The sequence below is a fragment of the Actinoplanes awajinensis subsp. mycoplanecinus genome (assembly GCF_001509495.1).
Taxonomy (GTDB): Bacteria; Actinomycetota; Actinomycetes; order Mycobacteriales; family Micromonosporaceae; genus Actinoplanes; species Actinoplanes palleronii.
Genome location: NZ_LLZH01000121.1, coordinates 39,857 through 62,118 on the forward strand (window position 1 = coordinate 39,857; position 22,262 = coordinate 62,118).

Sequence of the window (22,262 nt, forward strand, 5' to 3'; positions counted from 1 at the left end):
CTCGTCTTGTTAGAGGGGGAGACGTACGTGGATGTGGCAGCCGCGGCGCTCGGTCGGCTCGACCACGGCGATCGTTCCGTTGTGGAGCTGCACCACCCAGCGGGCGATGGCCAGGCCCAACCCGGTGCCGCCGCCGGTCGGCCGCTCACCCCGGGTGAAGCGTTCGAAGACCCGTTCCCGATCCGCCGCCGGGATGCCGGCGCCCTGGTCGGCGACGGCGAACAGCACCTGCTCGTCGCGGCGCTCGGCGCGCAGCGTGACCAGGCCGCCGGGCGGGCTGTGCCGGGTCGCGTTGTCCAGCAGGTTCGCGAACACCTGGTGCAGTCGCTCGCGGTCGGCGGGCAGCACCAGCGCCGGCGCGGACACCTCGAACCGGACGTCCTGCCCGATGCCGTCGGCGTTGACCTTCGCCTCCCGGACCACCTCGTCCAGGAACTCCGGCACGTTGATCAGTTCACGGCGCATCGGCACCACACCGGCGTCCAAACGGGACAGGTCGAGCAGGTCGGCGACCAGGCGGCTGAGCCGTTCGGTCTGGCTCAGCGCGGTGTGCATGGTCTGCGGGTCGGTGTCGGCCACCCCGTCGACGATGTTCTCCAGCAGGCCGCGGAGGGCGGTGATCGGCGTACGCAGCTCGTGCGAGACGTTCGCGATCAGCTCGCGGCGCTGCCGGTCGGCGGCCTCCAGGTCGGCGGCCATCTGGTTGAAGGCCTGGGCCAGCTCGCCGACCTCGTCCTGTGACCGGGTCCGGATCCGGCGGGTGTAGTCGCCGCGGGCCATGGCGCCGGCCGCGACCGTCATCTCGCGCAGCGGAATCGTCGCTCCGTGTGCCATCACCTGCAGCGTGGCCAGCCCGAGAGCGGCCGCGATGCCGATCCAGAGCACGTCCACCCGGTAGAAGTCGATGCTCCACAGGAAGACCAGCAGGCCGATGCCGCCGGCGAAGCCCAGCGCCAGCGAGAGCTTCGCCTTGATCGAGCGCACCGGGTCGAGCGGGCGGGGCAGCCAGCGGAACAGGTGGGCCGCCACGTCGTGCACGACCTGCATCACCCGGCCGATCATCGGTCGACTTCCAACGCGTACCCGACGCCGTGCACCGTGCGGATCAGATCCGCGCCCAGCTTGCGGCGCAGGCCCTTGATGTGGCTGTCGACGGTACGGGTGCCGGAGGCGTCCGCCCAGCCCCACACCTCGGCCATCAGCCGCTCCCGGGGCAGCACCGTGCGCGGCGTCCGGGCCAGGTGCACGAGCAGGTCGAACTCGGTCGGGGTGAGGTGCTTCTCGGCGCCGCCCCGGAGCACCCGGCGCTCCGCCTGATTGATCTCCAGGTCGCCGAACCGCAGCGTGGGCGGGCCGGGCTTCGGGATCGCCGCGGTCTTGTTGACCCGGCGCAGCAGGGCGTGCACCCGGGCGGCCAGCTCGCGCATCGAGAACGGCTTGGCCATGTAGTCGTCGGCGCCGACCGCGAGGCCGACCAGCAGGTCGGTCTCGTCGCCACGGGCGGTCAGCATCAGCACCGGGACCGGACGTTCGGCCTGGATCCGGCGGCAGACCTCGAGACCGTCGAAGCCGGGCAGCATGATGTCGAGGACGATCACGTCCGGCGGGGTGTGCCGGGCGGCCTCGACCGCGCTCGGCCCGTCCCCGACGACCTGCACCAGGAAGCCCTCGGCCCGCAGCCGGGCCGCCACCGCGTCGGCGATGGCCCGCTCGTCCTCGACGACGAGAACTCGCCGCTCGGTCGTCGTCTCCACGCCTGCACTCCCTCACCGATCGCCGCGGCCGCGGCCGGTGCGCCCCCGTGACTCACCGGCCGCCCGCGTGGTCAGCAGCTTATAAACCGCTGAAGGAGGGCTGGAGGTGGAGTTGTGAACGAACTGTGGAGATGAGTTATCCCCGGCTGCCTGTGGATAACTCTGTGGAGAACTCGGTGGGGTTGTGGATAAGCGTGTGGATTAGCGGGTCCAGTCGTGCTTGGCGGCCCGGATCAGGCGGTCCTTCAGCTCCCGGGTGTGCCGCCGGCTGACCGGCAGCTCCACGCCGTCGACCGCCACCACATAGCCGGAACCGGTCAGCCGCAACTCGGTGACCAGGCGCAACTGCACCAGGTAGGAGCGGTGGATCCGGGCGAAACCGGCGTTCGCCCAGCTCTCGGCGAGCGTGGCGAGCGAGACCCGGACCAGGTGGGAGGCGTCCGCGGTGTGCAGCCGGGCGTAGTCGCCCTGCGCCTCCACCCAGCGGACCGAGGACCGCGGCAGCATCCGGGTGGTGCCGGCCAGCTCGACCGGGATGGCCTGCTCGTCGACGCCGGCACCGGCAGAGCCGGCCGCCGGCATCGGGGTGGAGCGCAGCCCGGCGACCCGGCGCAGCGACTCGCCCAGGCGCTCGGCCCGGACCGGCTTGCGGACGTAGTCGGTGACACCCAGGTCGAAGGCGTCCACCGCGCCGTCGTCGTACGCGGTGACGAAGACGATCGCCGGGGGATGCGCGAAGCGGCGCAGGATCCGGGCCAGTTCCATGCCGTCCAGGCCGGGCATCCGGATGTCCAGGAAGACCGCGTCCACCTCGGTGTCCCGGAGCACCCGCAACGCCTCGGTGGCGTCGCCGGCCCGGTGCACGTACGCCACCCGGCCGTCCGCGTTCAGCAGGTAGGCCAGCTCGTCCAGGGCAGGTGGCTCGTCGTCGACGGCGAGCACGACGAGGGTCATGCCCGCACCTGGGGATGGAACTTCGGCACTCGCATGCTCACCTTCGTCCCCGCGCCGGGGGCGGTCTCGACGACCAGCCCGTGATGGTCGCCGAAGACCGACCGGAGGCGTTCGTCCACATTGACCAGGCCGACGTGCTGGCCGTCCTCGTTGTCGGAACTGTCCAGGCCGAAAACTGACGGATCCATGCCGACACCGTCGTCCTCGACCGTGATGTGGCATTCGGCGCCGGCATCACGAGCTTCGATGCTCACCATACCGACGCCGGGTTTGCGGGACAGCCCGTGCCGGACCGCGTTCTCCACCAGCGGCTGCAGGCAGAGGAACGGCAGGCCGACCGGCAGCACCTCCGGCGCGATCAGCAACCGGACCTGCAGGCGGTCGCCGAACCGGGCCCGCTCGATGGTCAGGTAGCGGTCGATCGAGCGCAGCTCCTCGGCGAGCGTGGTGAACTCGCCGTGGGTGCGGAACGAGTACCTGGTGAACTCGGCGAACTCCAGGATCAGCTCGCGGGCGCGCTCCGGGTCGGTACGGATGAACGAGGCGATCGCGGTCAGCGCGTTGTAGATGAAGTGCGGGCTGATCTGCGCGCGCAGCGCACGCACCTCGGCCCGGGCCAGCCGCTCCCGGGACGACTCCAGCTCGGCGAGCGCGACCTGGGAACCGGCCCAGCGAGCCGCCTCCAGGGTGGCCTGCACCAGGCCCGGTGCCGGATGGTCGTCGGCGACCGCGACCAGGGCGGCCACCGCCGCGCCGTCCGGGCCGGACAGCGGGGCCACCACCGCGCCGCGGACCACGCAGTCGACCCGGTCGCAGGGCAGATCGGAAGCGGTCAGCACGATCGAACGCCGGCCGGTCAGGGCCCGCTGCGCGGCGGCGGTCAGCTGCTCCGCGTGGTGGCCGCCGCGACCGTCGTACGCCAGGCATTTCTCGCCGTCGTCCAGACCGAGGCCGACCGCGCCCACCAGGGTGCGCAGATGCCGCACGGCCTTGGCCGCGGTGGCCGGGGTCAGCCCGGCCCGCAGCGGCTCGGCGGCCAGCGACGCGGTGTGCAGCACGTCGTAGGTGGCGCGCTGCATGGTGGTGGCGATCCCGCGCCGGGCCCGCAGCCGCAGCACGGCCACGACGGCGGCGGCCAGCGCCGCCAGCACGGCGAGAACCGCCAGCACACTACCGATCTGTCCGGCCATCGCCAGAGCCTATGGGTTTCACCGCACCGTCGGCAGAGCTCATAGATCGACAGGTCTGACCGTGCCCACCCGCGGACGTCGCCCCGGAGGGTTTCGCGTCATGGACGCGCCAGCGGCCAGCGAAGCCCGCAGGGGTCCCGGCGGGAGCGACGATCTGTACACCAGCGGACGCACGACATCGATCTTCTGATTTTGACCTTGAAGGTTTTAGTAGGCGCCCTTGCGGCGGAGGACCACCCAGATCGTGCGCCACAGGATGCTCAGGTCGTAGGTCAGCGACCAGTTGTCGACGTAGTAGAGGTCCAGGCGGACTGCCTCGTCCCAGGACAGGTCCGAGCGGCCGGACACCTGCCACAGGCCGGTGATGCCCGGGCGGACCAGCAGACGGCGGCGGACGTCGCCCAGGTAGTCGCCGTCGTCGGCGGGCAGCGGGCGCGGGCCGACCAGCGACATCTCGCCCTTGAGGACGTTGACCAGCTGGGGCAGCTCGTCCAGCGAGGTGGCGCGCAGCTTGCTGCCGAACGGGAAGATCCGGGGATCTTCCTTCATCTTGAACATCATGCCGTCGGACTCGTTGAGCTCCTCGAGCGTGGCCTTGCGTTCCTCGGCGTCGATGTACATGGTCCGGAACTTCCAGACCTTGAACGTGCGGCCGTCGTGCCCGACGCGGGTCTGCCGGAAGAAGACCGGGCCCGGGTCGGAGAGCCGGATGCCGAGCGCGATCAGCCCCAGGATCGGGCTGATCAGCAGCAGGCCGAGGCCGGCCACCACCCGGTCGAGCAGGTTCTTGATCAGCCAGCCGGGGCCGGAGAGGGTGGGCTCCTCGACGTGCAGCAGCGGCAGGCCCTCGATCGGGCGGATGTGCACGCGCGGGCCGGCGATGTCGGTGAGCTGCGGGGCGACCACCAGGTCGACGCCGGTGCCTTCGAGCTGCCAGGCCAGCCGGCGCAGCTCGCCGGGCTCGGCGCTGGCCGAACCGCAGACCGCGAGCGTGTCCGCGCTGAACTCACGGACCAGGGCGAGCACGTCACGGCCGGCGAAGACCGGGACCGGGGTCTCGATGCCGCGGGCCGCCGCGTAGCCGTCGGTGATGTGGATAGCGACCGGGATCAGGCCGGCGGCCGGGCTGCGGGTGACCGCGGTGTAGACCTCGAGCGCCTCGGGCAGCGTGCCGACCAGGATCATCCGGTGCGCGCCGTGGCCGGTGCGCCGCCGGGAGATGTGCAGGACCTGCCGGGCGAAGACCCGGCCGAACAGGATCAGCAGCAGCGAGCTCAGCGACACCAGGCCGACCGTCGCGCGGGACAGGTCGGTCTTGGTGGCGAACGACAGCAGCGAGACGGCGGCGACCACGGTGACCGAGGTGCGCACCACCCGCTTGAACTCCTCGCTGCCCAGACCCAGGTAGCGGCGGTCGTAGCTGCCGCTGGTCCAGAGCAGGAAGACCCAGCCGAGCGGCAGGACGAGGTAGGCGAAGAAGCCGAACAGGTCCGTCCCCTGCAGGAACCACCAGCTCTTGTCGAGGAAGCCGCTCTTCGACTTCTCGATGAAGGCGTCGGCGATCATGCTGGCCGCGAGGGTGGAGAGCAGGTCCAGGACGATCAGGACCGCGGTGTACGGCCGATGCCACCGGGAGATCCGGCGGTGCTGGCGGGTCCACGCGGAACGCGGGACTCCGTTGCTCGGTGGCTGCTGTTGTGCCGGCCACTCGAAGCTGTCGTACCCCACGGGTTTACTCCGGCTGCTGTCGGTCGTTGGGCGGTGCAGGCTAGTCGTCACTTCGCCTACGTCCTCCCGCATCCGGAAAAAGATTACGCACCGCCACGACCTCGGGACGGTCGGCAGGTCCGCGGATACCCGTTCGCGTACCAACGGTTCCCAGGGACCGGGCCACTATACCGATGGATCGGCCGGAGAGAAGGTGACGTTGTGATAGCAATCCTTACCGTCGCGATGCGTAATCGAACGATCGCGGTCTTCACCGCACCAACTTGGACAGGCGACGATCCGCGAGCGGTTTTCCGCCGGTCTGACAGGTAGCGCAATATTGCAGGCTCTTGTCGGCGAACGAGACCTCGCGCACGGTGTCCCCGCAAACCGGACACGGTAGACCGGTGCGGGCGTGCACCCGCATACCGGCCCGCTTCTCGCCCTTGAGCTCGGCGGCACGCTGGCCGACGGAGCGTTGCACGGCGTCGGTCTCCACTTCGCGCATCGCTTCGTACAACGTGGTGATTTGCTCGTCGGTGAGTTTCTGGGTGAGTGCGAAGGGCGACATCTTCGCCACGTGCAGGATCTCGTCGGAATACGCGTTGCCGATCCCGGCCAGCACCTCCTGGTCGACGAGCACCCCCTTGACCTGGCCGTTGCGCAGTTTCAGCCGGGCGGCGAACTCGTCGCGGCTGACCGCCAGGGCGTCCGGACCGAGCCGGGCCACGCCGGGCACCTCGGTCGCCGGGTCGCGGACCAGGTACGCCGCCAGCGACTTCTGCGTCCCGGCCTCGGTCAGGTCGAAACCGGACCCGTCGTCGAGCCGCAGCCGGATCGCGATCGGTCCGCTGCCCGGCTTGAGCGGGGCCGGCGACTTGAACGCGTCGCGGTAGTGCAGCCAGCCGGCCCGGGCCAGGTGCACCACCAGATGCACCTCGGGCCCGATGCCGATGTCCAGGAACTTGCCGTGCCGACCGGCGGAAACGATCGGCAGACCGGCCAGCGCCGAGGGCGCCGGCTCATACGTCTTCAACGCGCTGAACGAGGAGACCTCGAAGCGCTGCACGGTGTGGCCGACCGCACGCTCACGCAGGTAGGCAGCGAGCGCCTCGACCTCGGGGAGTTCGGGCACACCCTCACGGTAGCGTTTGCGAGCGTGAAGGTGGTGGTAGCACACAACCGGTATCGCGAGGCGATTCCCTCCGGGGAGAACGTCATCGTCGACACTGAGATCGAGCAGCTGCGTGCAGCGGGCTTGTCAGTCGTCCCTTTCCAACGGAGCTCCGACTCGATCGAGGGGATGTCGGTGGCGCAGAAGGCGCTGCTGCCGGTCTCGCCGATGCTCGGGGTCACCGCGCAGCGCGATCTCGCCGCGCTGATCGAGACCGAGCGACCGGATGTCCTGCACCTGCACAACCCGTACCCGCTCCTGTCGCCCCGAGTGATCCGGACCGCACACCGCTACCAGATCCCGGTGGTGCAGACCGTGCACAACTACCGGCAGGTCTGCTCGTCCGGGCTGTACTTCCGGGACGGGCACAACTGCCACGACTGCCGCGGCAAGGTGCTCGGCTGGCCGGCGATCACGAACAAGTGCTACCGCGGCTCGGCGGCGCAGAGCGCGATCATGGCGACCACGCTGGCCGTGCACCGGCCGACCTGGCGCTCGGTGGAGCGCTACATCGCGCTCACCGACAAGATCGCCGCGCACCTGATCAGCTACGGCATCCCGGCCGAGCGCATCGTGATCAAGCCGAACGGCCTGCCCGACCCGGGACAGCCGGAGCCGCTCGGCGACGGTTTCCTCTACGGCGCCCGGCTCTCCGCGGAGAAGGGCCTCGGCCTGCTGCTGGACGCCTGGAGGCAGCATCCGGACGGGTCGCTCGGCCCGCTGCGGATCGCCGGCGACGGTGAGTTGCGGCATCTGGCCGAGCAGGCCGCCGCGGACCGGAGCGACGTGACCTATCTCGGTCCGCTGGACCGGGCCGGGATGACCGCGGCCCGGCAGGCGGCGGCCGTGGTGGTGGCCGTGCCGACCTGGGAGGACGTGCTGCCGACGGTGATCCTCGAGGCGATGGCGTCCGGGCGGCCGGTGCTCGGCACCGCGGTGGGCGGGGTGCCGTACCTGATCGGGGACGGTCCGGAGGCGGCCGGGTGGCTGGCGGCGCCGGAGGTCTCCGCGCTGGCCGCGGCGCTGCCGGTGGCGCGGGCCGGTGCGATGGCGATGGCGGTGGGCGCGCGGGAGCGGTATCTGCGGCACTTCCACCCGGACGTGCTGACCAAGCGCCTGATCGACATCTACGCCGGGATGGCCGCAGCTCGCACGTGAAGCGGGCAGCGCGGTTGTGTGTGAACTTTTGGTGCGCTCCGCGCCCAAACTCCCCACGCCCGGTGGGCAGCGCGGTTGTGTGTGAAGTTTCGGTGCGCTCCGCACCGAAACTTCACACGCTCGTGGGTTTTAGCCTCGTAGGGCGGTGCGGCCGGTGAAGGCGATGCTCGCGGCCAGGAAGCCCGCGTTGATCAGGGTGAACAGCGCGACGAACCACACGGTCCACTGCGGCGCCACGGTCAGCAGCACCCCGGCCAGCGCGATCACCGCGCCGTAGTCCCGGACCAGCTTGACCGCCCGGACCGGCAACGACGTGCTGCTCAGCATGCTGGACGCCTGATCGCCGTGCTGCATCACCGAGGTGACCAGGTTGACCATCCAGGTGGCCGCGAACGCGGCGAGCAGCCACGCCGGGGTGTCCGGCTCCTGCGCCTTGGCGACCGAGGCCAGCGCGGCGACTAGGGCGGACTGCACGGCCACGTCGCAGAGCACGTCGAGCCGCCCGCCGGCCGCGCTGGTCTGGCCGGTCACCCGGGCCAGCTGGCCGTCGGAGCAGTCGAACGCGTACGCCAGCTGCCAGCCGACCAGCGCGATCAGGCCGACCAGCCAGCCGAACCCGTTGCCGTCGGCGACCGGGCCGGCCGCTGCGATCACCACGAACGAGGTGAGGCAGCCGATGCCCAGGTTGCCGACGGTCATCACGGTCGGGCTGAGCTTGTTCTTGAACGCGAAGACCGAGAGCCGGGAGCCGATCCGCTGGCTGATCGCCTCGCTGAACAGGCCACCACCCCGGTTGACCGCGTAGTAGTCGGCGGCGGTGGGCACCCGCCCGGGCTCAGCGGGCCGCGACGGCGAGCTCATACGCGTCCAGTCTCTGCTGGGTCTCGTCCGGCGACATCGCCAGATGTTCGAGGATCGTGTAGCGGTCCGGGCGGGTCCGGGGGGCGAACTCGACGGCCCGCACGAACTGCTCGGCGGTCAGGCCGACGTCACCCGGCGTACGCGGCAGCTGGTGCCGGGCCAGGCAGTCGGCCATCTGCTCGAACCGGCGCTGGTCGCCGCGCAGGAACGTGCAGAACAGCGCGCCCAGGCCGGCCAGCTCGCCGTGCGAGGCGGTGTCCGGGTAGAGCGAGTCGATGGCGTGCATGATCTCGTGACAACCACCGCTGGACGGCCGGCTGCTGCCGCAGACCGCCATCGCCAGGCCACTGGAGATCAGCGCCTCGGCCAGCACGGTGACGAACGCGTCGTCGGACATGTCGCCGGGCATGCTCAGCACGGCCTCGGCGCCCATCCGGGACAGCGAGGCGGCCAGCCCGTCGACCGGCTCGCCGCGGACCTGACGGCCCAGCTCCCAGTCGGCCAGCGCGCTGATGTTGCTGATCACGTCGCCGATGCCGGCCCGGTTGACCCGCTCCGGCCCGTTCTCCACGAAGTCCAGGTCGACGATGACGCCGAACGGGATGTGCACCCCGTACGAGCCCTTGATCCCGTCGTTGATCAGGCTGGCCACCGGTGAGGCGATGCCGTCGTTGGCCAGGCTGGTGGCGACCGAGACCATCGGCAGGCCCCAGCGGCTGGCGGCGTACTTCGCGGTGTCCACCGTCTTGCCGCCGCCGATGCCGACCACCGCGTCGAAGTGCCCGGAGCGCAGCTTGTCGGCCAGCTCCAGAGCGGCGTCCAGGGTGCCACCGGTGGTGACGTAGACGCTCGCCGACTGCAGCGACGGGCGCAGCAGGTCGACGATCTGCTCGCCGATCCCGGGACCGACCACCACGGCCACGTCCCCGCCGGCCGAGATGCGGCCGTCCGCGAGGATCCGGCCGAGGTCCGCGACCGCGCCCCGCCGCACGTCGATGTGCAGCGGGGTCTGGACGCTACGAGCTAGTAGCGGCATGCGATGTCCCGGGCCTTCGCCAGGTCCTCGTGGTTGTCGACCTCGACCCAGGGCAGCTCGCCGATGGTCGCCGCGCGGACCTCGCCGCCGCGGTTCGCGAACTCCTGGAAGCCGTCCTCGTAGTACAGGTCGGGGTTGCGCTCCCAGGTCGTCTTCAGCGCGTCGGCCAGCGCGGCCGCGGCGGTCGCCTCGATGATGTTGGCGCCGATGTACTCGCCGAATGCCTCGGCCGGCTCCATCAGCTTCGTGATTTTGGTGAGCTGGCCATCTTCATTGAAGACGGTCTTCATCTCCTCGTCAGCCAGCTTCTTCACATTGTCGATGGCGAGCAGGATGCTCGGCCCGCGCTTGGCGAGCAGGATCTCCTCGACGGCGACCGGGTGCACGGTGTCGCCGTTGACCATCAGCGCGCCCTTGGCGAAGTGGTCCCGGGCCAGCCAGAGCGAGTAGGCGTTGTTCCACTCCTCGGCCTTGTCGTTGTGCACCAGGGAGATCTTCACGCCGTACTTCTTCTGGAAGGCGTCGACCCGCTCCTCCACCGCGCTCGCGCAGTACCCGACGACGATGGTCACGTCGGTCAGGCCGGCTGCGGCGAGGTTGCGCAGGGAGATATCCATGATCGTGGTCTCCCCGTCCACCGGGACGAGCGCCTTCGGCAGCGTGTCCGTGTACGGGCGCAACCTGCGCCCGGCGCCGGCGGCAAGCACCAGACCGATCATGGGGTGGATCCTTCCAACGAAGAGAGAGGTGTGCCCCGGAAGGATACCTACCGTTCACCTTTCCCCGGACTTCGCGCAGGGCGACCGAGAGGTGGACACTGGCGGGCCACCGGGAAAAACGGGTAGAGGCTGCTTCTAAGCTGGCACCATGACCGCTGAGCAGCTCATCTCGTTCGCCCGTGGTGCTCCGTCGCTGGACATCGTCGACGTTGAGGGCCTGAAGGCCGCCGCCATCCGCGCCTTCGACGCCGATCCGGCCGGCGTGACCGCTTACGGCACGTCCGTCGGTTATCTCCCGCTGCGCAAGTGGATCGCGGACAAGCACGGCGTGTCGCCGGATCAGGTCATCGTGACCAACGGCTCACTGCAGGCCGACGCGTTCCTCTTCGGCCACCTGGTGCAGCCCGGCGACGACGTGATCGTGGAGAAGCCCACCTACGACCGCACCCTGCTCAACCTGCAGAACCTCGGCGCCACCGTGCACCAGGTGACGCTGCGGCCGGACGGCATCGACGTCGACGAGCTGCGCGCCCTGCTGGAGTCCGGGATCCGCCCGAAGCTGGCGCACATCATCCCGAACTACCAGAACCCGGCCGGCCTCACGCTCTCCGAGGAGAAGCGGCACGCGCTGCTGGCCCTCGCCGAGCAGTACGAGTTCCTCATCTTCGAGGACGACCCGTACGTGGACATCCGGTTCCGCGGCGAGCCGCTGCCGTCGATGCTCTCGCTGGACTCGAACAACCTGGTGGTGCACGCCTCCAGCTTCACCAAGACGGTCTGCCCCGGTGTCCGGGTCGGTTACCTGGTCGGCCCGGCCGCGCTGATCGACGCGATCGCCAAGAAGGCCACCAACCTCTACATCTCCCCGGGCATGGTGTCCGAGGCGATCGTGCACCAGTTCTGCGTCTCCGGTGACATCGAGAAGTCGGTCCGGACGGTCAGCGCGGCGCTGGGCGAGCGGGCCACCCGCCTCGCCGAGTCGATCCGCAAGCACATCCCCGGCGCCACCTTCACCGAGCCGGACGGCGGGTATTTCCTCTGGGTCGACCTGCCGGCCGACGTCAACGTGGACAAGCTGTTCCCGGCGGCCATGAAGAAGGGCGTCGCGATCGTCAAGGGCAGCGACTTCCTGCTCGAGGGCGGCCACAACTCGGTGCGTCTGGCGTATTCGGCGGTCACCGTCGAGCAGATCGACGAGGGTGTCCGGCGGCTCGCCGAGGCCATTGACGAAGTACGCGGCTGAAAGTCGCTGGTTTCCACCCGGGCCGGTCGGGTAACTGATACGGCATGCCCGGGTGGGCCCCGCGCGTCAGACCCCCCGCCGACAAGCGGCGGCCCGCCCGGTCGTAACTCTTCCGGCACGCTCTCCGGCACTCCCTCCCGGTGCGACCGGGCACCGAGGAAGTAGCCTCGGTTGGTTTGTCGGGTCACCCGGGGGAGGTTGGCATGAGCGACCGTGAGAACGGCGCGTGGAGCCGAGGCCGGCCGTTGTCCAAGGCGTGGGCGGCCCGGGCGATGAACCGCTTCCTCGGCTCCGCCGAGACACCTGAGGACGCCGGCGAACCGGGTACGCCCGGCACCTCGGTGGTCGACTGCGCGGTGTACGTCGGTGGCGAGCGGATCGCCGGTGACTTCTCCCCGGACCAGGCCTTCGACGAGGTGAGCCGGCGCGACGACGCGTTCGTCTGGCTCGGCCTGCACGAGCCGTCCGAGCTGGAGATGGCCGACATCGCGCACACCTACGGGCTGCACGAGCTGGCCGTGGAGGACGCGGTCAAGGCCGAGCAGCGGCCGAAGCTGGAACAGTTCGGCGAGGTGCACTTCCTGGTCCTGCGGACCGCGCGGTACGTGCCGCACCAGGAGCTGACCGAGAGCTCCCAGGTGGTCGAGACCGGCCAGATGATGATCTTCATTGCCGACAAGTTCGTGATCACTGTCCGGCACGGTGACGCCTCGGAGATGTCCCCGGTGCGCGCCGACCTGGAGAAGCAGCGCGCGGCGTTGCTGCAGCAGGGCCCGTGGGCGGTGGCCTACGCGGTGACCGACCGGGTGGTCGACCACTACCTCGTGGTCGCCGAGCAGGTCGAGGCGGACCTGGACCTGATCGAGGAGGGTGTCTTCTCCCGCGATCGCAGCGCGCCGATCCAGCAGGTCTACCAGCTCAAGCGGGAGCTCGTGGAGTTCCGCCGCGCGGTGGTGCCGCTGCAGCGCCCGCTCTCCGGGATCATCGCGAGCCAGGGTGTGGTGCCCAAGGAGATCCGCCGGTACTTCCGGGACGTGCAGGACCACCTGACCCGTACGGTCGAGCAGGTCGCGTCGTACGACGACCTGCTCAACTCGATCCTGCAGGCGCGCCTGGCCCAGGTGACGGTGGACCAGAACAACGACATGCGCAAGATCGCCGCCTGGGCCGGTATCGCCACCGTGTGGACCGCCGCGGCCGGGGTCTACGGGATGAACTTCGACTACATGCCGGAGACCACCTGGCGGTTCGGCTATCCGGGGCTGGTCGCGATCCTCTCGCTGATCACGGTGGTGCTCTACCGCGCTTTCCGGCGCAACGGCTGGCTCTGAGCGCCCTTCCGCCCGCCGTCCGGCGCGCCAGAAGATCGACCGGAGCCGATAAAATGACCGGATGTCGTCGGAGCGGTTCGCGCTCGAACGGCTGACCGGGGCGCTCATCGCGCACGACGCGGACCCGAGCCGGCCGCCGCTGCGGCGTGCCGGTGCGGTGGCGCTGACCGGGGTGCTGCTCGCCGCGCTCACCGCCGGCGTCCTGGCCGGATACGGGATGCTCAGCGGAGCCGGCACAGGACTCGCCGAACCCACCGATCCGTCCGCGGTGCTGCTGGACCGGCGCACCGGCGCGCGGTACGTCTACCTGGAGTCCGACCGCCGCCTGCACCCGGTGCTCAACTACACGTCCGGTCTGCTGCTGGCGGCCGGCCCGAGACCGGGTGTGAAAACTGTCACGGCGGCGCGGCTGGCCGAGGTTCCACTGGGTGCGACGCTGGGCATTCCGGACGCGCCGGACGCGCTCCCGGCGGCGGGGAACCTGCTCGGCGGCGCCTGGACGGTCTGCACCGAGAACGGCGCGAGCACGCTGCTGGTCGGGTTCACCCCGGACGGGCCGCCGGTCACCGACCGGGCGCTGCTGGTGCGGGACCCGGCCGGTCGGACGTTCCTGGTGCACGACGGCCGACGGTCCCGGGTGGACAGCGCGATGCGCGGGACTGCCTGGCCGGTCGCGGCTGCGTGGATCGACGCGGTGCCGGCCGGACCGGATCTGATCAGCCCGCCGGTGCCCGCGTTCGCGGATCCTCCGGTACGGGCGTGTGTCACCCGCCCGGCGGACGGGCCGGCGAGCGTGCGGCTGAACCCGGCGGTGCCGTCGGGTACCCCGGTGTACGTGCCTCGCGGCCACGGTGCCGTGGTGACGTCACCGACCGGTGCGGTCCAGGTGGTCACCGACGAGGGGCGCGCCTATCCATTGGCGAGCCGGGAGTTGCTGGTCACACTCGGCTACCCGGACGTACGCCCGGTGCCGGTGCCTGCCGAGCTGGTGGCGCTGCTGCCGGCCGGCCCGCTCCTGGATCCGGAACGGGCCCGCCGGCACTGAGCAGACACCACTGACGGATTACTTCAGCGGGTCGGTCTTGCCGATCGGGTCGGCCGAGGTGCCGTTGGCCGACGTGTAGACGGTCGGCTCGAGGGGCTCGAACGCCGCGTCGTCCGCGCCGGTGACCGTGGTCGGGCTGGGCGCCGCGTCGTACTCCTCCCACTGCGCCTGGTTGCGACGCTTGACGTACCAGGCGGCGCCGACACCGACAGCCGTGCCGAGCAGGGCGTACCCGGCGAGCTTGCCGCCGCGGTTGCTCTTCTTGCGGCCGAGCGCCTTCTCGGCGCGGGCCTGCAGCTTCTCGGCCCGCTTGCGCTGCGCCTTGATCTCCTTCTTGGAGATCTTCTTGGTCGTCTTGCCGGCCTGCCGGACGTTGTCGGTCGCGGCCGTGACCAGCGGGGTCAGCGCCGCGAGGGCACTGTCCCAGCTCTGCGACGCCGTGTCCTTCGCCTTACCGGCCACCGGCTGGACCCGCTCGACCGCGGCGTTGAACCTGGGGCCGACGGTCGCGCTGGTCTCCAGAGCGGCAAGCGAAGCGGCGCGCTTGAAGTGATCCACGCTCTGACCGAGCTCGTCACGCATCTGCGCACTCCGGCGCTTACGGCGCATCGTTGCGAACATCAGTGCCACCTCCTGTGGTCTGTTCCCAGCTCATGTTGCCTTCTCGGGTACCCCCGCGCGGCCGGATCAGACACATGGGGGAGGATCCGACCTGACGAGAACATTTTCCGAACTTCGCAGACGGGAGTACCCGTGGCCGAGACGATTTACGCCACCCTGCACACCAACCATGGTCCGATCCGGCTCCAGCTGTTCCCGGACCACGCCCCGCAGACCGTCCGCAACTTCGTCGAACTCGCCGAGGGCACGAAGGCTTACACGGACCCGCGCACCGGTCAGCCGGGCAGCGGACCGTACTACGACGGCACCATCTCGCACCGCGTGATCAGCGGCTTCATGGTCCAGATGGGCGACCCGACCGGCACCGGCCGGGGCGGCCCGGGCTTCCAGTTCGGTGACGAGTTCCACCCGGAGCTCTCCTTCGACCGGCCGTACCTGCTGGCGATGGCGAACGCGGGCCCCGGCACCAACGGCTCGCAGTTCTTCATCACGGTCGGCGCGACCCCGCACCTGAACCGTCGGCACACCATCTTCGGCCAGGTCGCGGACGAGCAGTCGGCGAAGGTCGTGGACTCGATCGCGACCACCTCGACCGGTCCCGGCGACAAGCCGCGCGAGGACGTTGTGATCGAGCGGGTAGAGATCGAGCGGGCGGGCGCCAAGGGCGCCTGAGCACTCACGGTACCTTTGTGCCATGAGTGAGGCTCCCTCCACGGCGACGGTGTGTTATCGGCATCCGAACCAGGAGACCCTGCTGCGCTGCAGCCGGTGCGAGAAGCCGATCTGTACCAACTGCATGAACGACGCGCCGATCGGCTTCCACTGCCCGGACTGCGTCAAAGAGGGACGGCGTAACCAGCGGCGAGCGCTCAACGCCTTCGGCGGGAGCCTTGCCGCTGGCCGCGCCGGGTACGCCGTGAAGACCATCATCGGGATCAACGTCCTCGTCATGATCGCTTCGGTGATCGTGGGCGGGCCGCGTGCGATCGCCGGCGCCGGCGGATTCTTCAACCTGATGGGTGCGCCCACTCCGCTCACCAACGCCGGCGAGGTGATCGGCCGGGCGTTCTACACCGACGGCAGCGTCGCCGGCATCGCCGAGGGCCAGTGGTACCGCCTGGTCACCGCGATGTTCCTGCACTACGGCGTGGTGCACCTGGCGCTGAACATGTCGCTGCTGCACCAGATCGGGTCGTATCTGGAGTTGCGCTTCGGCCCGGCCCGCTTCGCCGCGCTCTACCTGCTCGGCGGTCTCGCCGGCAACGTCGCGGCCTATACCTTCCAGCCCGCCGCGCAGGCCGCCGCGGGCGCCTCGACCGCCACGTTCGGCCTGGTCATCGCGATCATCATCGTGAACCGGCGGCTGATGCTGGACACCAGCTCGCTGGTGCCGCTGCTGGTGACGAACCTGCTCTTCACGTTCGGCGTCCCCGGCATCTCGATCGAGGGTCACCTGGGCGGCCTCGCGGGCGGCGCGGCCGCAGCGTTCGTCCTGGCCTACGCCAAACTCCCGAACCGCACCGCCAAGCAGGTCATCGGCTGCGCCCTGATCCTCGCCATCCTCCTGGCCACGGCAATCCTCCGCACCCACCAGATCCTGACGTAGCGGTCCGCCGCAACATCCGACCCATGCGGTCCGGCGCAAGGCCGCTGTGGCTTCAGGCCCTTTTTCGGTACGAACTATGACTCCCCGTCCGCAGGCTACGAGCCGCGTCCCGTGATGGTCTCGCGCGAGACCGCGCCCACTCCCGGCCGCGGCGCGCCTCCCGACTTTGGCTGGCTCTCAGGGGTGTCTCCGCAGCGCGGAGACACCCCTGAGGCCCAGCCGGGACCCCGAGCCGCGCCTGGGTCGGGAGTAGCCGCCACCTCGCGCCGGCCTCACGGGCGGGACGTGGCTTGTAGCCTGCGGACGAGCGCTCCATATTCGTACCAAATAGGGTTTATGCCTGGAGTGTGGACAGCTCCGTGGCGACGTCGTCGGGGAGGGCGCCGAGCTCGTGGGCGCCGAACAGGTAGATCGCGTCGCCGGCGTCGATCTCCAGCAGCTCGCTGCGCAGGCCGCGGCGGACCGTGCGGTCGACCCGGACGCGCTCCACGGCCGACCAGGGCAGGCGCCGGCGGCGGGCGAATCCGGTGACCACGGTGATCCCGTCGGGGTCGGCGGCGAGGCGGACCGGGACCAGGACGTCGCGCAGCGCCCAGAGGGCCAGTCCGGAACTGATCAGCGCGGCGAGTGCCCAGCGGACCGGGTCACCGGGGGCGAACGCGACGGCCAGCACGACCACGGCGACCGCGCCCATCAGCTTGGTGACCGGCAGGACCGGCTTGACTCGCCACTGCATGGGGACACTATGGCAGCCCTACCGATGTAATTCCTTATTCAGCAGCTCAGGCCGCTGCCTGCGCTGTTCATCTCCCGTTAAGAGGTCATGGACGTGATCTCGCGTACGTTCCACCTCGCCGCCACCGATGCCGGCGTCGCCATCCCCAGCCGCCACCAACCGATCGTGGAGCGTTGCGTCGATGCCGACGACGACGCCGTTCTGGTGACCCACTGTCAGCGGCCGGAGGCGCCCCTCGCCGGCGACCATCTGTTGCTGCTCACCCGTCGCCGCCTCGTGGTGATCCAGCAGACCCCGGTGCTGCACCGGCTCCGGCTGCACCTGAACGCGAACCTGCGCCACCTCAGCAACGTCACCTGGCGCCCCGATCTGAGCCGCCCGGCGCTGGAGTTCGCCGCCACCGCGGTGGACGGCGTCCGCGAACGGTTCCGGATGAAGTTCCCGGACACCGCCGCGGTGTGGCGCTTCGAGGGTGTCCTGCGCGACGTGTTCCTACGCCCCAGTGCCTAGGAAGTCCTGCAGCGATCGGCGCAGTCCGGCCTCGTCGAGGCCGTGCACGCGGGCATGGTCCCGCCACGTTCCGTAGTTGCGGACCTCGGCCCGTCCGACGCCGAGGTGCAGCGACCGGTGTGGCAGCCCGTTCAGCGCCTCGCTGACCAGCCGCGCCGACGTGCCGGCCAGGTACGGCTCGACCACCACGACCTCAGCCTCGGTGAGCAGCCGCAGTCCTTCGGTGTCCAGCGGGCGCGGCGTGTTGGTGTACGCCACCGTCACGTCCATGTCCCGGGTCGCGGCCAGCACCGGGTCGAGCATCGGCCCGACCGCCAGCACCAGCGGCCCGCCCCGCTTGAGTACCCGCAGCTTCCCGGCGTCGGGGTACGCCCGGCTGTTCTCCTGCTCGACCAGACGCAGGTAGACCCGGTCGTCGTGCCGGGCCGCCGCGCGCAGCATGGCCGGCACCTCGTCGCGATGTCCGGGCACCTGCACGGTCCAGCCGTCCAGCGTGTCGAGCAGGGCGACGTCACCCGGCGACTGGTGCGTGTAGCCCGCGCCGGCCGCGTCGTACGAGCCGCCGATGCTGACCAGCACCGCGCCGGTGTCCTGGTGCCCGAGGTCCAGCTTGATCTGCTCGTACGCCCGGTCGATCAGGAACGGGGCGTACGAGTGCAGGTAGGGCCGCATCCCGGTGAGCGCCAGCCCACCGGCCACGCCGACCATCAGCTGCTCCCGGATGCCCACGTTGAGCGCCCGATCGGGGTGCCGGCGCAGCGCCGGGCCGAACGCGTCGGCGGAGATGTCGGCGAGCACCAGCGCGGTCCGCGGATCCTCGTCGAGCAGCGCGGTGGTGGTGGCGATGAACGTCTCACGCATGTCCGGTCAGCCCTTCTTCTCGACCGCGGCGACGACCAGGTGCGGCCGGCCGGAGCGGACCTGCAGGCCGTGCTCGATCTCGTCGTGGTCGTGCCCGTCCACCATCGACACCGACCAGCCCGGGAACCGCGCCGGGATCCCGCCGGGCCACCCGTGTGTCGCGGACTGGTTGTCGATCACGATGGCGGTCAGCGGCAGCTGGATCGCCGCGGCGTACGCGATCGCCTCGTGGTTCGACCCCTCGTCCAGCTCCGCGTCGCCGAGCAGCACGAACGTGCGCGTCTGCGCATATCCCTGTGCCCGCAGGCCGAGCGCCACCCCGACGGCGAGCCCCAGCCCGTGCCCCAGCGACCCGGTGCCGGCCTCGACGCCGGGGATCAGCACCCGGTCCGGGTGGGTGCCGAGCCGGCTGTGCCACTCGCCCATCCGGTCCAGCCAGCCGTCCGGGATGAAGCCGCGGTCGGCGAGCACCGCGTAGTACGCGGCCGGCCCGTGCCCCTTGGAGAGCAGGAACCGGTCCCGGTCCGGATCGTCGGCGGTCTCCGGAGTGATCCGGAGCACCCGCTCGTAGAGCACCCGGATCACGTCCAGGGTGGAGTGAGCGCTCGGCGCGTGCTTCTGGTCGCCGGTGAGACGGCGCAGTGTCGTGACGGTCATGTTGGATAGGCTGCAACTTGAAGTGCACTTCAACTCAAGGGGACCGGATGGAGACCCTGACCATCGGGGACATGGCCGCTCGCAGCGGGGTGGCGGCGTCCGCGTTGCGCTACTACGAGCGGGAGGGCCTGCTGCACGCGGCCCGGACCGGCGGCAATCAGCGGCGCTACGAGCGGGCCGATCTGCGCCGGATCGCGTTCATCAAGATCGCCCAGCAGGTCGGGGTGTCCCTCGAAGAGATCCGGGAGGCGCTCGCCGAGCTGCCGGAGAACCGGACGCCGACCAAGGCCGACTGGTCCCGGCTCTCCAGCCGTTGGCGGCACCGGCTGGACGAGCGGATCGCGATGATGGAGCGGCTGCGGGACCAGCTCACCGGCTGCATCGGGTGCGGCTGCCTGTCACTGCAGCGGTGCAACCTGATAAACCCCCGGGACCAGCTGGCGACGCGCGGCACCGGTCCTCAGATGATCCTCAACCCGCCGGAGGACTGACCGATCTTCGGGTGACTTCGTCGACCACCCGTCAGGGAGATCCATGCTTGCCACCCGACCTCGCCGCTACTCCGCACTGTTCGCCTCCGGGCTGGGAGCGCTGCTCTCCGCCGGGCTGGCGGTGCACCCGGCGCAGGCCGCCGGAGCTGCGGCCCAGGGCGTCTACCAACTCGGCGCCACGAGCGTGTTCGCCGGGCAGTCGGTCACCCTGAACCAGCTCTCGCTCTCCGGCAACGAGGACGACTCGGTGCAGAACCGGCTGGTCGACTGGGGTGACGGCACGTCCGTCACGATGGGCGACGGCACCAGCCTCAAGCACCAGTACGCGGCCGCTGGCGCGTACCGGGTCCAGGTCGCGATCACGGACACGGACGGTGACAGCACCGGGACGTTCTCCGGCGTGGACACGGTGACCGTGGCGAAGGTCGGCGGGACGTACAAGATCCTGGCCCCATCGGTCTGGAGCGGGCCGGCCGGCACGCAGCTCAGCGGCCTCTCGCTGAGCGGCGTCCCGGCCGCGGTGACCACCGTGAAGATCGGCTGGGGCGACGGCAGCACCAGCGAGGTCGCCCGGACCGGCCTCCGGGCCGTGCACACCTACTCCGGGTCCGGCACCCGCACGGTGACCGTGACGCTGGCCAACACGAACGGCGACTCGTCACCGCTGGCGGTCGGCACCATCGCGGTGAAGTCGGACACGGTGCGCCCGTTCGTAACGATCGCGACGCCGGCCAAGTCCTCGAAGGCGTCGTCCTGGCGGACCCTCCACGGCACCGCCGGTGACAAGGCGTCCGGCCTGGACATCGCGGTGATCGGGCTGGGTCAGGTGCGCGGCAAGACGCAGTACTACTTCAACGGCAAGAAGTGGGTGAAGGGCTCGGTCCAGAAGGCCGAGCCGATCGTGGTCCGCGCCGGCTCCAGCGGCACGTGGTCGTTCAAGCCGGCCGCCGCCCCGACGAAGGGCACCCTGGTGATCTGGACCGGGGCCCGCGACAAGGTGGGCAACACCTATCTGCCGGACGGCAAGAAGGTGACGCTCAAAAGCTGACTGAAAACCCGGTAGGCGGGTTTGCGCCCGGTGCGTATGTTGATCCTCGGTTTGATCGATTTCCGCGCCGGGCTGACCACTCGCCCGGCCCGCCTCCCGGGGGATCCATGCGTCTCACTCAGCCTCGACGGCTGTCCACTGTGCTGGCTGCCGGTCTCGGCGCCGCCCTCTCCGCCGGCCTGATCGCGCAGCCCGCGCACGCCGCCGGCGCGCCCGCCCAGGGCTCGTACCGCCTGAACTTCACCAGCATCTACACCGGACAGTCCGTGACGGTGACGCAGACCTCGCTGACCGACAACGAGGACGACCGCCTGCTCAGCAAGATCGTGAGCTGGGGCGACGGGACGACCAGCTACCTGTCCGCGAACGAGCTGACCGCCGGGCACAACTACCCGTCGGCCGGGGCGTACCAGGTCTCGGTCGCGCTGAACGACCTCGACGGCGACACCGTCGGCACGTTCGCCGGCGCCAGCAAGGTCACCGTGGCGAAGGTGACCGGCACGTACAAGCTCAGCACCCGCAGCACCTGGAGCGGGCCGTCCGGGACGCTGCCGGTCAGCGTGTCGCTCGCCGGGGTGCCGGCCGGCGCCACCAAGGTCCGGATCGGCTGGGACGACGGCAAGTACAGCGTGGTCGCCCGGGGCACCAAGTCGGTGTCGCACCGGTTCGCGTACAGCGGCACGCACCGGGTGACCGCCGAGCTGTTCAACAGCGCCGGTTACTCGTCGCCGCTGGCCCTCGGCACGGTGAACGTCAAGCTCGACTACACGAACCCGACCGTGAAGGTCACGAACCCGGCGAAGGCGAACCGGGTCGCGTCCTGGAAGACCATCCGGGGCACCGCCGCCGACAAGGGCGCCGGGGCATACCGGGTGGCGATCGTGGTCGGCCAGGTGCGCGGCACCACGCAGTACTACTTCAACGGCAAGAAGTGGGTCAAGGGCAGCGTGAACAAGTCCAAGCTGCTGTACGCCACGGTCAAGGCCGGTAAGTGGTCGGTGAAGATCGCCACCCCGAAGAAGGGCTACCTGATCATCGGTTACGCCGCGGTCGACAAGGTCGGCAACGCGTCGTACGGCAAGAGCAAGCAGGTCAAGCTGACCCGCTGACCCTCAGCGTGACGAAAGGCCCGGCGCGAGCCGGGCCTTTCTGCTGTTCGGGGACTCAGCGGAGTTGACCCCGGAGCAGCGAGAGGCCCTCACGAGCGAGGTCCGGGACAAGTTCGGTGCGAACCCGAGTGACCTACGCGACACCAGCCAGCCGTGACCTGGCAGCATCCGCATCGTGGGCTGCGCTCCCGGCCGTTGCCGCGGATTTGCCGCGGATTTGCCGCGACGAGCGAGATCGAGCCAGACTCGAGATCTCACACAGAGAACCCCCGCCGTCCTGCGTTCGTACAGGTCAGCGGGGGTTTTTGCGGCTCAGGATCGAGCGGAGGACGTGGGATTCGAACCCACGATGAGTTTCCCCATACCGGTTTTCAAGACCGGCGCCATCGGCCACTAGGCGAGTCCTCCCGTGGTGCCCGCTTCAGTCTGCCAGACGCTCTTCCGGTCGTGG

Annotated in this window: 23 protein-coding genes and 1 tRNA gene; 10 read left to right on the plus strand and 14 right to left on the minus strand. The window is 70.2% G+C overall.

The genetic code is table 11. The features are described 5' to 3' along the window. Positions 1-9: 9 nt before the first annotated feature. From ADL15_RS15370 to ADL15_RS15395, 6 genes are all read right to left on the minus strand, one after another. Positions 10-1,047, minus strand: a complete 1,038-nt coding sequence (locus tag ADL15_RS15370; RefSeq protein WP_067690942.1) for a HAMP domain-containing sensor histidine kinase — start codon at positions 1,045-1,047, stop codon at positions 10-12. 11 nt (positions 1,048-1,058) lie between these two features. Continuing rightward, entirely contained in the window at positions 1,059-1,754 is a 696-nt protein-coding gene (locus ADL15_RS15375) for a response regulator transcription factor (protein WP_067690417.1), read from the minus strand. A 201-nt stretch (positions 1,755-1,955) separates the two neighbouring features. Then, the gene (locus ADL15_RS15380; protein WP_067690419.1) at positions 1,956-2,708 is read right to left on the minus strand and encodes a LytR/AlgR family response regulator transcription factor; all 753 of its coding nucleotides are present in this window, start codon (positions 2,706-2,708) and stop codon (positions 1,956-1,958) included. Further along, positions 2,705-3,898, minus strand: coding sequence for a sensor histidine kinase (locus ADL15_RS15385; protein ID WP_067690421.1), 1,194 nt, complete (start codon positions 3,896-3,898; stop codon positions 2,705-2,707). The genes ADL15_RS15380 and ADL15_RS15385 overlap by 4 nt, the downstream gene beginning before the upstream one ends. 207 nt (positions 3,899-4,105) lie before the next feature. Beyond that, positions 4,106-5,698 carry a sugar transferase gene (locus ADL15_RS15390; protein WP_067690427.1) on the minus strand — a complete coding sequence of 531 codons (1,593 nt, stop codon included), beginning with the start codon at positions 5,696-5,698 and terminating at the stop codon, positions 4,106-4,108. Between the two features lie 178 nt (positions 5,699-5,876). Next, positions 5,877-6,740: an Fpg/Nei family DNA glycosylase gene (locus ADL15_RS15395; RefSeq protein ID WP_067690430.1), complete on the minus strand. Its 864-nt coding sequence runs from the start codon at positions 6,738-6,740 to the stop codon at positions 5,877-5,879. A gap of 24 nt (positions 6,741-6,764) precedes the next feature. On the opposite strand from ADL15_RS15395, the gene ADL15_RS15400 reads away from it, so the two are divergent. Next, positions 6,765-7,937 carry a glycosyltransferase gene (locus ADL15_RS15400; protein ID WP_067690437.1) on the plus strand — a complete coding sequence of 391 codons (1,173 nt, stop codon included), beginning with the start codon at positions 6,765-6,767 and terminating at the stop codon, positions 7,935-7,937. A 129-nt stretch (positions 7,938-8,066) separates the two neighbouring features. Here the strand turns inward: ADL15_RS15400 and ADL15_RS15405 are convergent, their stop codons facing one another. From ADL15_RS15405 to ADL15_RS15415, 3 genes are read right to left on the minus strand one after another with little or no spacing between them, the layout of a single operon-like run. After that, positions 8,067-8,798 (minus strand): CDP-alcohol phosphatidyltransferase family protein, encoded by a 732-nt coding sequence (locus ADL15_RS15405; RefSeq protein ID WP_067690440.1) that lies wholly within the window; start codon positions 8,796-8,798, stop codon positions 8,067-8,069. Then, the gene (locus ADL15_RS15410) at positions 8,773-9,834 is read right to left on the minus strand and encodes an iron-containing alcohol dehydrogenase family protein (RefSeq protein ID WP_067690443.1); all 1,062 of its coding nucleotides are present in this window, start codon (positions 9,832-9,834) and stop codon (positions 8,773-8,775) included. The genes ADL15_RS15405 and ADL15_RS15410 overlap by 26 nt, the downstream gene beginning before the upstream one ends. Beyond that, positions 9,822-10,553 carry a phosphocholine cytidylyltransferase family protein gene (locus tag ADL15_RS15415; RefSeq protein ID WP_067690446.1) on the minus strand — a complete coding sequence of 244 codons (732 nt, stop codon included), beginning with the start codon at positions 10,551-10,553 and terminating at the stop codon, positions 9,822-9,824. Before ADL15_RS15415 ends, ADL15_RS15410 begins: the two co-directional genes overlap by 13 nt. A gap of 148 nt (positions 10,554-10,701) precedes the next feature. Between ADL15_RS15415 and ADL15_RS15420 the strand changes: the two genes are divergently transcribed. The 3 genes from ADL15_RS15420 (at position 10,702) to ADL15_RS15430 (ending at position 14,172) form a co-directional block, all read left to right on the plus strand. Next, a complete protein-coding gene (locus tag ADL15_RS15420; RefSeq protein WP_067690449.1) occupies positions 10,702-11,796 on the plus strand; it encodes an aminotransferase-like domain-containing protein in 1,095 nt (364 codons plus the stop codon). Between the two features lie 203 nt (positions 11,797-11,999). Then, complete coding sequence (locus ADL15_RS15425) at positions 12,000-13,127, plus strand: magnesium and cobalt transport protein CorA (RefSeq protein ID WP_067690452.1); 1,128 nt, start codon at positions 12,000-12,002, stop codon at positions 13,125-13,127. A gap of 61 nt (positions 13,128-13,188) precedes the next feature. Beyond that, a complete protein-coding gene (locus ADL15_RS15430; RefSeq protein WP_067690454.1) occupies positions 13,189-14,172 on the plus strand; it encodes a type VII secretion protein EccB in 984 nt (327 codons plus the stop codon). A gap of 18 nt (positions 14,173-14,190) precedes the next feature. Here the strand turns inward: ADL15_RS15430 and ADL15_RS15435 are convergent, their stop codons facing one another. Continuing rightward, the gene (locus ADL15_RS15435) at positions 14,191-14,793 is read right to left on the minus strand and encodes a hypothetical protein (RefSeq protein WP_083971312.1); all 603 of its coding nucleotides are present in this window, start codon (positions 14,791-14,793) and stop codon (positions 14,191-14,193) included. A gap of 132 nt (positions 14,794-14,925) precedes the next feature. Between ADL15_RS15435 and ADL15_RS15440 the strand changes: the two genes are divergently transcribed. Both ADL15_RS15440 and ADL15_RS15445 read left to right on the plus strand, forming a co-directional pair. Continuing rightward, the gene (locus tag ADL15_RS15440) at positions 14,926-15,465 is read left to right on the plus strand and encodes a peptidylprolyl isomerase (protein ID WP_067690458.1); all 540 of its coding nucleotides are present in this window, start codon (positions 14,926-14,928) and stop codon (positions 15,463-15,465) included. 22 nt (positions 15,466-15,487) lie between these two features. Continuing rightward, the gene (locus ADL15_RS15445; RefSeq protein WP_067690460.1) at positions 15,488-16,399 is read left to right on the plus strand and encodes a rhomboid family intramembrane serine protease; all 912 of its coding nucleotides are present in this window, start codon (positions 15,488-15,490) and stop codon (positions 16,397-16,399) included. 334 nt (positions 16,400-16,733) lie between these two features. Here the strand turns inward: ADL15_RS15445 and ADL15_RS15450 are convergent, their stop codons facing one another. Then, on the minus strand, positions 16,734-17,135 hold the full coding sequence (locus tag ADL15_RS15450; RefSeq protein ID WP_067690462.1) for a PH domain-containing protein: 402 nt from the start codon (positions 17,133-17,135) through the stop codon (positions 16,734-16,736). 87 nt (positions 17,136-17,222) lie between these two features. On the opposite strand from ADL15_RS15450, the gene ADL15_RS15455 reads away from it, so the two are divergent. Continuing rightward, on the plus strand, positions 17,223-17,645 hold the full coding sequence (locus tag ADL15_RS15455) for a hypothetical protein (RefSeq protein WP_067690465.1): 423 nt from the start codon (positions 17,223-17,225) through the stop codon (positions 17,643-17,645). Here ADL15_RS15455 and ADL15_RS15460 read toward each other — a convergent pair. Both ADL15_RS15460 and ADL15_RS15465 read right to left on the minus strand, forming a co-directional pair. Then, complete coding sequence (locus ADL15_RS15460) at positions 17,628-18,506, minus strand: transketolase family protein (RefSeq protein WP_067690468.1); 879 nt, start codon at positions 18,504-18,506, stop codon at positions 17,628-17,630. The two genes, ADL15_RS15455 and ADL15_RS15460, sit on opposite strands and share 18 nt — an antisense overlap. A gap of 6 nt (positions 18,507-18,512) precedes the next feature. Beyond that, positions 18,513-19,163 (minus strand): thiamine pyrophosphate-dependent enzyme, encoded by a 651-nt coding sequence (locus ADL15_RS15465; protein WP_067690471.1) that lies wholly within the window; start codon positions 19,161-19,163, stop codon positions 18,513-18,515. Positions 19,164-19,210: 47 nt separating this feature from the next. Between ADL15_RS15465 and soxR the strand changes: the two genes are divergently transcribed. The 3 genes from soxR (at position 19,211) to ADL15_RS15480 (ending at position 21,811) form a co-directional block, all read left to right on the plus strand. Next, positions 19,211-19,654: a redox-sensitive transcriptional activator SoxR gene (gene soxR, locus ADL15_RS15470; RefSeq protein ID WP_067690473.1), complete on the plus strand. Its 444-nt coding sequence runs from the start codon at positions 19,211-19,213 to the stop codon at positions 19,652-19,654. A 43-nt stretch (positions 19,655-19,697) separates the two neighbouring features. Further along, entirely contained in the window at positions 19,698-20,702 is a 1,005-nt protein-coding gene (locus tag ADL15_RS15475; protein ID WP_067690476.1) for a PKD domain-containing protein, read from the plus strand. A 107-nt stretch (positions 20,703-20,809) separates the two neighbouring features. After that, complete coding sequence (locus ADL15_RS15480) at positions 20,810-21,811, plus strand: hypothetical protein (RefSeq protein ID WP_157441377.1); 1,002 nt, start codon at positions 20,810-20,812, stop codon at positions 21,809-21,811. 323 nt (positions 21,812-22,134) lie between these two features. Here ADL15_RS15480 and ADL15_RS15485 read toward each other — a convergent pair. Beyond that, a tRNA-Ser gene (locus tag ADL15_RS15485) sits at positions 22,135-22,219 on the minus strand. Between the last annotated feature and the right edge of the window lie 43 nt (positions 22,220-22,262).

Excerpts from the sequence above, each read along its gene's own strand:
- ADL15_RS15370 (WP_067690942.1), bottom strand. The coding sequence starts at position 1,047 with ATGCAGGTCGTGCACGACGTGGCGGCCCACCTGTTCCGCTGGCTGCCC.
- ADL15_RS15380 (WP_067690419.1), bottom strand. The coding sequence starts at position 2,708 with ATGACCCTCGTCGTGCTCGCCGTCGACGACGAGCCACCTGCCCTGGAC.
- ADL15_RS15385 (WP_067690421.1), bottom strand. The coding sequence starts at position 3,898 with ATGGCCGGACAGATCGGTAGTGTGCTGGCGGTTCTCGCCGTGCTGGCG.
- ADL15_RS15390 (WP_067690427.1), bottom strand. The coding sequence starts at position 5,698 with ATGCGGGAGGACGTAGGCGAAGTGACGACTAGCCTGCACCGCCCAACG.
- ADL15_RS15405 (WP_067690440.1), bottom strand. The coding sequence starts at position 8,798 with ATGAGCTCGCCGTCGCGGCCCGCTGAGCCCGGGCGGGTGCCCACCGCC.
- ADL15_RS15410 (WP_067690443.1), bottom strand. The coding sequence starts at position 9,834 with ATGCCGCTACTAGCTCGTAGCGTCCAGACCCCGCTGCACATCGACGTG.
- ADL15_RS15415 (WP_067690446.1), bottom strand. The coding sequence starts at position 10,553 with ATGATCGGTCTGGTGCTTGCCGCCGGCGCCGGGCGCAGGTTGCGCCCG.
- ADL15_RS15420 (WP_067690449.1), top strand. The coding sequence starts at position 10,702 with ATGACCGCTGAGCAGCTCATCTCGTTCGCCCGTGGTGCTCCGTCGCTG.
- ADL15_RS15425 (WP_067690452.1), top strand. The coding sequence starts at position 12,000 with ATGAGCGACCGTGAGAACGGCGCGTGGAGCCGAGGCCGGCCGTTGTCC.
- ADL15_RS15430 (WP_067690454.1), top strand. The coding sequence starts at position 13,189 with ATGTCGTCGGAGCGGTTCGCGCTCGAACGGCTGACCGGGGCGCTCATC.
- ADL15_RS15435 (WP_083971312.1), bottom strand. The coding sequence starts at position 14,793 with ATGTTCGCAACGATGCGCCGTAAGCGCCGGAGTGCGCAGATGCGTGAC.
- ADL15_RS15445 (WP_067690460.1), top strand. The coding sequence starts at position 15,488 with ATGAGTGAGGCTCCCTCCACGGCGACGGTGTGTTATCGGCATCCGAAC.
- ADL15_RS15450 (WP_067690462.1), bottom strand. The coding sequence starts at position 17,135 with ATGCAGTGGCGAGTCAAGCCGGTCCTGCCGGTCACCAAGCTGATGGGC.
- ADL15_RS15455 (WP_067690465.1), top strand. The coding sequence starts at position 17,223 with ATGGACGTGATCTCGCGTACGTTCCACCTCGCCGCCACCGATGCCGGC.
- ADL15_RS15460 (WP_067690468.1), bottom strand. The coding sequence starts at position 18,506 with ATGCGTGAGACGTTCATCGCCACCACCACCGCGCTGCTCGACGAGGAT.
- ADL15_RS15465 (WP_067690471.1), bottom strand. The coding sequence starts at position 19,163 with ATGACCGTCACGACACTGCGCCGTCTCACCGGCGACCAGAAGCACGCG.
- soxR (WP_067690473.1), top strand. The coding sequence starts at position 19,211 with ATGGAGACCCTGACCATCGGGGACATGGCCGCTCGCAGCGGGGTGGCG.
- ADL15_RS15475 (WP_067690476.1), top strand. The coding sequence starts at position 19,698 with ATGCTTGCCACCCGACCTCGCCGCTACTCCGCACTGTTCGCCTCCGGG.
- ADL15_RS15480 (WP_157441377.1), top strand. The coding sequence starts at position 20,810 with ATGCGTCTCACTCAGCCTCGACGGCTGTCCACTGTGCTGGCTGCCGGT.